Here is a 12,009-nt window from a genome sequence, read left to right on the forward strand (position 1 = left end):
CAATAGTACCTTATCATTGCCCGTTTCCATTCGCTGATGGATTAAATACCGGAGAGATGGCCGAGTGGTCGAAGGCGCACGCCTGGAAAGTGTGTATACGGCAACGTATCGAGGGTTCGAATCCCTCTCTCTCCGCCATCTGATCGATACAAATTCCTTAAAACCCGAAAACTACACGCTATAGTTTTCGGGTTTTTTTATGCCTATTATTCCCTTCTGATTAAAAAACCGTCTAAGAGTAAACCTAAATTCGTCAGCTCAACCATGAACGACATGAAGCTAATGAAGCATTTCAAGAGATTACCTAACGCTCATGAATGCCTGCAATCGCCCCCTCTTCGGAAACGGCATTTTTGTTGCTGAGTTTTTACATATCGAAAAATTAGATAAAAAGTCTCGATCTACGAACTTTCACAATAACATTGCAGCTAACTTTTCGGATGAGGAAAGCTGCACACAAACGAATGACAAGTTATTGAATTAACGTCTTATTCTTCATGGTGAAATGCTTTTTCTAAGTTAAACTTTGTTCAAAAAAACCATAGAATAGGCAGGTTAAACAAATCAAAATAAGCGACACAGTCTGTCGTATAGACCCGCATAATATTTTTCAAATAGTCGATTAACCGTTGAACCATTCTGGAGAAATATCATGCTCACTCCCAAAAAACATCGCATTCCCAGGCAGCGGCAAGCCAAAAACAGCCTGGATCAAAGTTGCTCCCTCACACAATTGAAACAAACTTGGTTCAGCCGGGCTTTATTGATGGGGCAAAACCTCAGGCTACTGGCGAAATCCATTGAAATATATGATGAAATAGTAAACTTGCTAGAACTGGACGAAGTAGACTTCGAGGAGCACAAAACCTCGGAGATACAACGAATCATTAAGAAACAAGCAAGCCATTTCGCCAATCCGATAAGCGAGAATCAGGAAACAGCATTCGTCAATATTGTTCGAATGAAACAGGCTTTCGGTTTCTCCGAGGTGGAAATTCAATTGTTATTATTCGCCAGCATACTGGATCTCGATGGCGAATTTTCCGAGTGTTTCGAAATCCTAGAACGCGTCAGTAATCGGCAGTTCTATCGGACTTTACATAAAATACTCAACGCGCCGGAGAACGATATTATGCAGGCTTTCGATAAACAAGGATTGCTAGCGAAAAGCGGCCTTTTGAAAATCAATCCTGCGGTTGACACCATCCCGGATAAACTCCGTCTATTAAAAGGCATTTCCACGACATTGTTGGACAACCCTAATAAACCGATTGCTGATTTATTCGCTGATTATGTCAGACCGGTAAAAGCAGTAGAATTATCGGCGCGAGATTTTGAACATATAGCACCATCTTATCAACGCTTGAGGAAGTATCTAAGAGATGCGATCGACCAGCAACTAACCGGATGTAATGTCTTGCTCTATGGACCACCGGGCACTGGTAAAACGCAAATGGTACGTAGCCTTTCGGCTGAATTGAAAATCGATCTTTACGAAATCAGCGCAGAAGATGCCGAAGGAGAAACTTTGTCGGGAAAAGAGCGTATATCCGCCTGCCAATTAGCACAATTTTTATTGCAAGGAAAAGCCAATCATTGTCTGCTTTTCGATGAAATCGAGGATATTTTTTCCACTCCGTGGCCAATGTTCTTAGAGCCCGAAAATCAATCAACCGGACGAGAAAAAGCGTGGGTCAACCAATTGCTGGAAAACAACCCAGTGCCCACCTTTTGGCTGAGCAACGACATCACAAGTATCGATCCCGCCTTTATCCGTCGCTTCGACATCGTCCGGCAACTGGATATACCGCCCGCCCCGATACGAAAAAAACTGCTATCCAAGGCATTACGCGGCATAAAAGTGAGTGAAAAATGGCTGAATAACATGGCAAACCTGGAACAGCTATCACCCGCAATTATCGAACGGGCGGCTAAAGTCACACGAGCAATAGGGGAAAACAAAGCCTCTACCAATGAATCTCATTTGCAAGACTTGATCGAGGGCACGCTGAAAGCCATGACTGGTGAGGTGAAAATCAGTCGTCGCCAGGCAGCTGAATTTTACGATCCTGGATTGCTGAATACGGTAATAGATATAGACACAATTAGTGCGGGACTGAAACGATCAAAACAAGCTCGCCTCTGTCTATTCGGCCCACCCGGAACCGGAAAAAGCGCTTACGCTGGATTTTTGGCCGATTATCTGGCGATACCGTTGTTAGCTAAACACGCCTCCGACATTATCGATTGCTATGTCGGCAATACTGAAAAGAACATAGCGCGCATGTTTGAGCAGGCCAAAGACGAAAATGCCTTATTGCTACTGGACGAAGCGGATAGCTTCTTACAGAACCGAAATCATAGTCAACATAACTGGGAAACTACCCAAGTCAATGAGTTGCTGGTTCAGATGGAGCATTTCGACGGACTATTCATTTGTTCGACCAATATGATGGAAAATCTCGATAACGCAGTTTTACGCCGTTTCGATTTCAAAATTAAATTCGATTATTTGAAAACGGAGCAAAGCTGGACGCTATTGCAACATTACCTGGGAACGGCACTGAGCCGGAAGTCGCTAAGCCAAAAACAACGCTATCAACAACAATTGGGGGCGATGTCATGTTTGACACCGGGCGATTTCGCCGCAGTAAAACGTAAGCTGACGGTATTGAATGAAACGAAAAATGTAGAGAAATTTCTGCAAAGCTTGCGTGATGAACTATCATTCAAGCCCGGTGGCCTTAAACGTTCTATCGGGTTTGGGGCTGTGATTTGATGTATGGGTAGGAAATATCCACTTAAGAATAGTAAAAAATAAAGAACCAAATAACGACAATATTTAAAAGTAGAACTTGAACCCAAAGATTAAATTCTATCAATCAAATTCATATAAATAATCACGGAGTCTTAGATGAGTGACGTAGCATTATTAGTAGCAGAATCTCCTTGGTTTATGCCAAAAGATAATTTCGGCCAAGCCTCTGGCTTACCTTTTTTTGAAGGAGTCAAGAAAATCCTTAATTCAAAGTTAGATGATTCACACTTTAATATTTATCATAGCAACTTTTACGACGATACCTCATTAGAACAAGCACTTGATTTTTTAGTGCAAACTAGAGAAAACAAGCAAATCCTCTATTTAGGAGGGCATGGAGATGGGGAATATATTGCTGATGCATCTATCGATAAAGCTTCTGATCTAATCCGCGATCGCGGCAATAATATTAAGGGACTTATTCTTAGCTCTTGTTGGGGAGGAAAAAATGACAAAGTGGCGGCTGCAACGCAATTTGGTTTAAATTCAAAGAGCAATCGAGTGAATTGGGTGAACGGCCCTAATTGGGTACTCGCCTATAGATATCCCGTGTTATGGTTTGAATCCGCTATGATAGAAACCTCGATAGTTTACACCATGGCGAACGCCTATATGAATGGCCGTTTAAATTCTAGGCAGGACATTTTAAATAAATTTATTGACGCGCTCCGCCCTTTTTCAATTGAGGACATAATTGGCCAAGATGATGAGACAAATAAGTGGGATGTCTCAGTAAAAGATACCATTCGTGTTTGGATTAGACCCCAAGGCTCGGATATTCCCAGTGAGGTTACGGAGAGTCTATTTTCAGAATTATCGGAGATCCAAAATTACTAATTGATATTACGCACGGAATAAGATCCATTAACTTACCACAATCTTTTAATCTGTAAGTTATTGGTTATTACTAGTTAGAATCAGTTATGAGAAATCTTAGAAAACCGAATTATTGCCCATCTAATTCAACTGATAACGCTTCATTAAAGATTTTGTTTCCTGGATAAAATACGCCCTTAACCCAATTGGTTCCACAACCTCAACCCGACTTCCAAAACTGCTCAGCCACCAGCGTAATTCCTGGGTATCCAGAATGGTGGCTTGCAGCAAGACTCGCCCATCTTCTTCGGGTGTTAGAATTTGATCTTCCGTTAATGGTGTTTCGTATAAATGAATCACTGCACGCGGTTCGAATAAAGCTTGTAATTGAATCGGTGCATCGCTATGTGGATAAGCAAATTGTTGATCTTTTTCAATGTACTCCTGTAAATTGAATGATTCAGGTCGCATGATCTCATTTTCGAGTAGCTCAGATTTTTGGAAGCGGTGTAAGGCCAATTGTTTAACATCATGATAATTCCATAGCGTACAAACAAGATAAATCACGTTCTGACGATTAACGATCCCCAATGGATTGATGATGTAATCGACGCAGTCTTTGTTCCGTGGAGTATAAGTCGCATGAACTTGCCTGTCTTTCAATAAGCCTTCGTAAATTGTTTGTTGAATCAAAGGGTCGATTGACGGCTTTAATAACTCCGGCCCACGGCTTATGACGGCGACTTTATCTGGCCAACTATGAAGACGGGATTGATTACACGTCGCCAGAACTTCATTCGCACGTTCGAAGTAAGGGTTTAACAGATCCAGTGTAGTCTGCGGCAATATATTATGCAGATAGGACTCCGCCATCCCAAAGGCGAGAGCCGTCACAATATCCATATTCGGTAGATCCTGGATTCGGGCCGACTCTTGCCAGCACCACAAATTTCTCCTACCGTCGATGTCACAGGACAAAGGAAAGGCAATCGAAAGCTTTTCTAGATCACGTTGAATTGTGCGCACATGGATATCGTATCCTTCGCTTGAAAGCACGGCCTTTAGCTCTGGAGTAGTAATTCGACGAGGAAAACGTGGAATCCTGGAAAGCATCAACCATTGTCGATATAAAGTGTCATACGTGCGCGGCATGGGTTAGGTTTCTTATAAAAATTCTAAGTAAATCTTAGCCAATCGAGTAGCATCAAACGGCAATGAATACGTTTTATTGGCGATGCCATTCTATGACAAACCTTAAGGCAAAAAAAAGCCCGTGTTGAGTGATCAACACGGGCTTTAGGATAAGAGCCTGGCAATTCCCTACTTTCACATGGCAAACTGCCACACTATCATCGGCGCTAAGCGGTTTCACTGCCGAGTTCGGGATGGGATCGGGTGGGACACGCTCGCTATGGTCACCAGGCAAACTGGTTACAGCAGGTTCAACGCTAAGCCGTAAGGAATAAGTTGGTATTCTTTAACTCACTCGATACGCTCTCGGCTTCTTGCTTTGAGCCTACTCAAAACTCTTTACTTCAGGTGTTTTCGGTTTTATCAGGGTTTTCGGTCTCTGCCGCTTAGCCTTTCGCCTTGCGCCTTTTACCTTGCTCTTTTCACCTGTTTTTTTGGAAATCTGTACACGTTTTTCGCTCTCTCGCTTTAGCGATTGTCGGCCGTTGTATAACACTCTGGTTTTCAAACCGATTGGGTGTTATATGGTCAAGCCTCACGGGCAATTAGTATCAGTTAGCTTCATGTGTTACCACACTTCCACACCTGACCTATCAACCTGATCGTCTCTCAGGGCCCTTCAGGGGACTCATGGTCCCAGTGAGATCTCATCTTGGGAGAGGCTTCCCGCTTAGATGCTTTCAGCGGTTATCCCGTCCGAACATAGCTACCCGGCAATGCCATTGGCATGACAACCGGAACACCAGAGGTTCGTCCACTCCGGTCCTCTCGTACTAGGAGCAGCTTCCCTCAAATCTCAAACGCCCACGGCAGATAGGGACCGAACTGTCTCACGACGTTCTGAACCCAGCTCGCGTACCACTTTAAATGGCGAACAGCCATACCCTTAGGACCTGCTTCAGCCCTAGGATGTGATGAGCCGACATCGAGGTGCCAAACACCGCCGTCGATATGAACTCTTGGGCGGTATCAGCCTGTTATCCCCGGAGTACCTTTTATCCGTTGAGCGATGGCCCTTCCATTCAGAACCACCGGATCACTAAGACCTACTTTCGTACCTGCTCGACTTGTCCGTCTCGCAGTCAAGCGTGCTTTTGCCTTTACACTCATCGCATGATTTCCGACCATGCTGAGCACACCTTCGTGCTCCTCCGTTACTCTTTGGGAGGAGACCGCCCCAGTCAAACTACCCACCAGACACTGTCCCCAATCCAGATTATGGACCTAGGTTAGAACTTCAAACATACCAGGGTGGTATTTCAAGGTTGGCTCCACACCAACTGGCGTTGATGCTTCACAGCCTCCCACCTATCCTACACAAATAGGTTCAAAGTCCAGTGTCAAGCTATAGTAAAGGTTCACGGGGTCTTTCCGTCTAGCCGCGGGTACACTGCATCTTCACAGCGATTTCAATTTCACTGAGTCTCGGGTGGAGACAGTGTGGCCATCGTTACGCCATTCGTGCAGGTCGGAACTTACCCGACAAGGAATTTCGCTACCTTAGGACCGTTATAGTTACGGCCGCCGTTTACCGGGGCTTCGATCAAGAGCTTCTCCGAAGATAACCCCATCAATTAACCTTCCGGCACCGGGCAGGCGTCACACCCTATACGTCCACTTTCGTGTTTGCAGAGTGCTATGTTTTTGCTAAACAGTCGCAGCCACCAGTTTAATGCTACCCTCTTGGGCTCCATCCGCAAGGGACTTCACCTACCAAGGGCGTACCTTCTCCCGAAGTTACGGTACCATTTTGCCTAGTTCCTTCACCCGAGTTCTCTCAAGCGCCTTAGAATTCTCATCCCACCCACCTGTGTCGGTTTAGGGTACGGCCGCAGATAACCTGAAGCTTAGAGGTTTTTCTTGGAAGCAGGGCATCAATCACTTCGTCTCCCCAAGGGGACACTCGTCATCACGTCTCAGAATTATGGAACCGGATTTGCCTAATTCCACTCCCTACTCGCTTAAACTGCCTATTCCAACAGACAGCTGACCTAGCCTTCTCCGTCACCCCATCGCAGTTACCTCCGGTACAGGAATATTAACCTGTTTTCCATCGACTACGCCTTTCGGCCTCGCCTTAGGTGCCGACTAACCCTGCGTCGATTAGCGTTGCGCAGGAAACCTTGGGTTTTCGGCGTGGGGGNTTTTCACCCCCATTATCGTTACTCATGTCAGCATTCGCACTTCTGATACCTCCAGCCGACTTCTCAATCGACCTTCGCAGGCGTACAGAACGCTCCTCTACCACCTTACTTACGTAAGATCCGTAGCTTCGGTACTATGCTTAGCCCCGGTGAATCTTCCGCGCAAGCCGACTCGACCAGTGAGCTATTACGCTTTCTTTAAAGGATGGCTGCTTCTAAGCCAACCTCCTGGCTGTCTGGGCCTTCTCACATCGTTTCCCACTGAGCATAGATTTGGGGACCTTAGCTGACGGTCTGGGCTGTTTCCCTTTTCACGACGGACCTTATCACCCGCCGTGTGTCTCCCGTGCTCGCACTTGTTGGTATTCGGAGTTTGCATCGGGTTGGTAAGTCGAGATGACCCCCTAGCCGAAACAGTGCTCTACCCCCAACAGTGATACACGAGGCGCTACCTAAATAGCTTTCGAGGAGAACCAGCTATCTCCGAGCTTGATTAGCCTTTCACTCCGATCCACAACTCATCCGAATCCTTTTCAACGGATCCCGGTTCGGCCCTCCAGTTAGTATTACCCAACCTTCAGCCTGGTCATGGATAGATCGCCCGGTTTCGGGTCTAATCCCAGCGACTATGACGCCCTATTCAGACTCGCTTTCGCTACGCCTCCCCTATTCGGTTAAGCTTGCCACTGAGATTAAGTCGCTGACCCATTATACAAAAGGTACGCAGTCACCCATCCGAAGACAGGCTCCTACTGCTTGTACGCATACGGTTTCAGGTTCTATTTCACTCCCCTCTCCGGGGTTCTTTTCGCCTTTCCCTCACGGTACTGGTTCACTATCGGTCGATAAGGAGTATTTAGCCTTGGAGGATGGTCCCCCCATATTCAGACAAGGTTTCACGTGCCCCGTCCTACTCGTTTTCACACTCAGCAAATTTTCGTATACGCGGCTATCACGCTGTATCGCCAGACTTTCCAGACTGTTCTACTAATTTGCTCAATGCTTAAGGGCTGCTCCCCGTTCGCTCGCCGCTACTAAGGGAATCTCGGTTGATTTCTTTTCCTCCGGGTACTTAGATGTTTCAGTTCCCCGGGTTCGCCTCCTTAAGCTATGTATTCACTTAAGGATAATCAGGTTGTCCTGATTGGGTTGCCCCATTCGGAAATCCGCGGATCAAAGTTAGTTTGCAAACTCCCCGCGGCTTATCGCATGCTACTACGTCCTTCCTCGCCTCTTATCGCCTAGGCATCCACCGTATGCGCTTATTCACTTGACCATATAACCCCAATAAGTCTGACGTTATACGGATCAGCTGACATTTTCGCTTTCTGCTTGAGAACTCATTCAGTTCACGTTCGGTTCCGCCTATTTTAATCGCTCCCCTTGCCTTTCGACACGGGCGCTTCTAAACTCGACTTCTCCGTCTGTGTACATGAACTTGTTATTTGTATCTTCTTAGTTTAAATTGCTTTAAACGCTGAATTTACAGTGTACAGATTTCCAAATTGTTAAAGAGCTATTACTGACGTTGTTGTTTCGTCACCAATGCTATACAGTCTTTTCGGGTGTTCGCCGTTAAAACTGTATAGCATTGGTGGAGCCAGGGAGGATCGAACTCCCGACCTCCTGCGTGCAAGGCAGGCGCTCTCCCAGCTGAGCTATGGCCCCTTGGGGGGTCGTGCAAACCAGGCAGTGCTAGCTTGACGGGTGGTCCTTCCGCTTCCAGGCTTGCGCCGCGTTGGTGGGCCTGGGAGGATTTGAACCTCCGACCTCACCCTTATCAGGGGTGCGCTCTAACCAACTGAGCTACAGGCCCAGGCTCGTGACGTCTTCGATCAAAATAATTTGTTGTGGGTACTTATGACGAACGCTTGCTGTCTTTGTAAGGAGGTGATCCAGCCCCAGGTTCCCCTAGGGCTACCTTGTTACGACTTCACCCCAGTCATGAATCACAAAGTGGTAAGCGCCCTCCCGAAGGTTAAACTACCTACTTCTTTTGCAACCCACTCCCATGGTGTGACGGGCGGTGTGTACAAGGCCCGGGAACGTATTCACCGCGACATTCTGATTCGCGATTACTAGCGATTCCGACTTCATGCAGTCGAGTTGCAGACTGCAATCCGGACTAGGACCGGCTTTCTGGGATTTGCTTACTCTCGCAAGTTCGCTGCCCTCTGTACCGGCCATTGTAGCACGTGTGTAGCCCTACCCATAAGGGCCATGATGACTTGACGTCGTCCCCACCTTCCTCCGGTTTATCACCGGCAGTCTCCCTAGAGTTCCCAGCTTGACCTGTTGGCAACTAAGGATAAGGGTTGCGCTCGTTACGGGACTTAACCCAACATCTCACGACACGAGCTGACGACAGCCATGCAGCACCTGTCTCAGAGTTCCCGAAGGCACTCCACTATCTCTAACAGATTCTCTGGATGTCAAGGGTAGGTAAGGTTCTTCGCGTTGCATCGAATTAAACCACATGCTCCACCGCTTGTGCGGGCCCCCGTCAATTCATTTGAGTTTTAACCTTGCGGCCGTACTCCCCAGGCGGTCAACTTAATGCGTTAGCTGCACCACTAAGTCTCAATAAAGACCCAACGGCTAGTTGACATCGTTTACGGCGTGGACTACCAGGGTATCTAATCCTGTTTGCTACCCACGCTTTCGTACCTCAGCGTCAGTTTTAGGCCAGAGAGCCGCCTTCGCCACTGGTGTTCCTTCCGATCTCTACGCATTTCACCGCTACACCGGAAATTCCACTCTCCTCTCCTAAACTCTAGCTGCCCAGTATCAAATGCCGTTCCCAGGTTAAGCCCGGGGCTTTCACATCTGACTTAAACAGCCGCCTACGCACGCTTTACGCCCAGTAATTCCGATTAACGCTCGCACCCTCCGTATTACCGCGGCTGCTGGCACGGAGTTAGCCGGTGCTTCTTCTATAGGTAATGTCAAGGCATCGGGTATTCGCCAACGCTTTTTCCTCCCTATTGAAAGTGCTTTACAACCCTCAGGCCTTCTTCACACACGCGGTATTGCTGGATCAGGCTTGCGCCCATTGTCCAATATTCCCCACTGCTGCCTCCCGTAGGAGTCTGGGCCGTGTCTCAGTCCCAGTGTGGCTGATCGTCCTCTCAGACCAGCTATGGATCGTCGCCTTGGTAGGCCTTTACCCTACCAACTAGCTAATCCAACGCAGGCTCATCTGATAGCGCGAGGTCCGAAGATCCCCCGCTTTCCCCCTCAGGGCGTATGCGGTATTAGCGTGAGTTTCCCCACGTTGTCCCCCACTACCAGGCAGATTCCTACGCGTTACTCACCCGTCCGCCACTCGTCGGCTCCCGAAGGACCGTTACCGTTCGACTTGCATGTGTTAAGCATACCGCCAGCGTTCAATCTGAGCCATGATCAAACTCTTCAGTTTAATATGGTTTGTGACTAAATAAGATCAGTCACCAATCTTGGCTCGACTAAGAATTAAACGTAATCTACTTGAATTAACGTGTTGTTCTTGCGTCGAATAGCTTTAACCGCTAAGCTACCCGCCACAAGCACCCACACAAATTATTTTGATCTGCTTGTTAAAGAGCTGGAAGACTTTCTCTCCCGTTGAGCCCGCCTATTATACAGAGGCAAAACTCAATGTCAAACTTTATTTTCAATCTCTTTCCCCGTCGTTCCGCTGTTTCGCGGCGGGAAAGACGAGCATTATACAGCAACACACCAACCCGTCAAGAGTTTATTTTGCTTTTTTCCAAATAAAGACAGCTCACCCGCCAGCAATAAACTCTAACCATTTTATTTAACTAACTATTTTGACTCTAGCAAACTTCCTTTTACCCACCTGATAAACATGCTCAGACCCTTTTGCGACATACAATTTATTGTCAGAGACCTTTTCACCGTCTATCTTAACTGCGCCTTGCTTAATCATACGCAGAGATTCCGACGTACTCCCGGTCAATCCGGCATCCTTTAATAAATTCGCAATCGGATATCCTTCATCCATCGAAGCAAGCGTCAATTCCTCCATTTCTTCCGGCATCTGCCCCTTTTGAAATCTAGCTTCGAAATTTTCCAAGGCTTTTTGTGCAGCCGATAAACCATGGAATCTTTCAATTATTTCCTGGGCCAAGCTGACCTTACAGTCTCTCGGATTAGCACCTTCCTGACATTGCGCCCGCCAACGATTGATTTCATCAACCGACCTGAAGCTCAATAATTCGAAATAGCGCCACATCAATTCGTCGGAAATTGACATGATTTTTCCGAACATATCATCCGGGGCATCCGCGACACCTATATAGTTATTGAGTGATTTGGACATTTTCTGGACACCATCCAAACCTTCCAAGATCGGCATAGTCATGACGACTTGAGGTTTTTGCCCATATATCTCCTGCAATTGCCTTCCTACCAGCAGATTGAATTTTTGATCGGTACCTCCCAACTCGACATCGGCCTTCATCGCAACCGAATCATATCCCTGTATTAATGGATATAAAAATTCATGTATCGCGATCGGCTGCCCGCCTTTATAGCGCTTACTGAAATCATCTCTTTCGAGCATTCTTGCCACGGTATGCTTTGCGGCCAATTGAATTAATTCAGCCGGAGTCATCGCATTCATCCAACTCGAATTGAATAAGACCAAAGTCTTGGAAGGATCAAGTATCTTGAAAACCTGTTCCTCATAAGTCTTGGCATTTTCAATGACCTCATCACGCGTCAGAGGTTTGCGCGTTACGTTCTTTCCGGTCGGATCCCCGATCATGCCTGTAAAATCGCCAATCAAGAACAAGACTTCATGCCCGTAGTCTTGAAATTGCCTTAATTTATTGATCAGTACGGTATGCCCAAGATGCAAATCAGGAGCGGTTGGATCAAAACCAGCCTTGATTCTGAGCGGACGCCCTTCCTCCAGTTTTTTCATCAATTCAGATTCAACCAGAATTTCCTCGGTTCCTCTGGAAAGATACTTCAATTGATCTTGCAATTTAGCCTCCTTTTAAGAAAACATTAATCTAACTGTAATACTGTTGCATT

Annotated in this window: 4 protein-coding genes, 3 tRNA genes and 3 rRNA genes; 3 read left to right on the forward strand and 7 right to left on the reverse strand. The window is 46.7% G+C overall.

Annotated features, from left to right (window positions below; genetic code table 11):
• The first annotated feature begins 50 nt into the window (after positions 1–50).
• The 3 genes from METBU_RS0112550 to METBU_RS0112565 all read left to right on the forward strand — a co-directional run bounded on the left by METBU_RS0112550 (position 51) and on the right by METBU_RS0112565 (position 3,655).
• Positions 51–138 (forward strand) — tRNA-Ser (locus METBU_RS0112550).
• A gap of 514 nt (positions 139–652) precedes the next feature.
• Positions 653–2,779, forward strand: a complete 2,127-nt coding sequence (locus tag METBU_RS0112560; RefSeq protein ID WP_017840963.1) for an AAA family ATPase — start codon at positions 653–655, stop codon at positions 2,777–2,779.
• A gap of 135 nt (positions 2,780–2,914) precedes the next feature.
• Complete coding sequence (locus tag METBU_RS0112565; RefSeq protein ID WP_017840964.1) at positions 2,915–3,655, forward strand: hypothetical protein; 741 nt, start codon at positions 2,915–2,917, stop codon at positions 3,653–3,655.
• Positions 3,656–3,775: 120 nt separating this feature from the next.
• Here the strand turns inward: METBU_RS0112565 and METBU_RS0112570 are convergent, their stop codons facing one another.
• From METBU_RS0112570 to tyrS, 7 genes are all read right to left on the reverse strand, one after another.
• Positions 3,776–4,537, reverse strand: a complete 762-nt coding sequence (locus METBU_RS0112570) for a helix-turn-helix transcriptional regulator (RefSeq protein ID WP_017840965.1) — start codon at positions 4,535–4,537, stop codon at positions 3,776–3,778.
• 404 nt (positions 4,538–4,941) lie between these two features.
• Positions 4,942–5,057: ribosomal RNA gene (rrf, locus tag METBU_RS0112575) — 5S ribosomal RNA — on the reverse strand.
• Between the two features lie 292 nt (positions 5,058–5,349).
• Positions 5,350–8,245: ribosomal RNA gene (locus METBU_RS0112585) — 23S ribosomal RNA — on the reverse strand.
• A gap of 316 nt (positions 8,246–8,561) precedes the next feature.
• Positions 8,562–8,637, reverse strand: a tRNA-Ala gene (locus tag METBU_RS0112590).
• Between the two features lie 71 nt (positions 8,638–8,708).
• Positions 8,709–8,785 (reverse strand) — tRNA-Ile (locus METBU_RS0112595).
• Between the two features lie 67 nt (positions 8,786–8,852).
• Positions 8,853–10,387, reverse strand: a 16S ribosomal RNA gene (locus METBU_RS0112600).
• Together the 16S, 23S and 5S rRNA genes with 2 tRNA genes alongside form the textbook arrangement of a ribosomal RNA operon.
• 378 nt (positions 10,388–10,765) lie before the next feature.
• Entirely contained in the window at positions 10,766–11,959 is a 1,194-nt protein-coding gene (gene tyrS / locus METBU_RS0112605) for a tyrosine--tRNA ligase (protein ID WP_017840966.1), read from the reverse strand.
• Positions 11,960–12,009: the final 50 nt, after the last annotated feature.

Source organism: Methylotuvimicrobium buryatense 5G, assembly GCF_000341735.1.
Classification (GTDB): Bacteria; Pseudomonadota; Gammaproteobacteria; order Methylococcales; family Methylomonadaceae; genus Methylotuvimicrobium; species Methylotuvimicrobium buryatense.

Coding starts and splice junctions, on each gene's coding strand:
- METBU_RS0112560 (WP_017840963.1), top strand. CDS start 653: ATGCTCACTCCCAAAAAACATCGCATTCCCAGGCAGCGGCAAGCCAAA.
- METBU_RS0112565 (WP_017840964.1), top strand. CDS start 2,915: ATGAGTGACGTAGCATTATTAGTAGCAGAATCTCCTTGGTTTATGCCA.
- METBU_RS0112570 (WP_017840965.1), bottom strand. CDS start 4,537: ATGGATATTGTGACGGCTCTCGCCTTTGGGATGGCGGAGTCCTATCTG.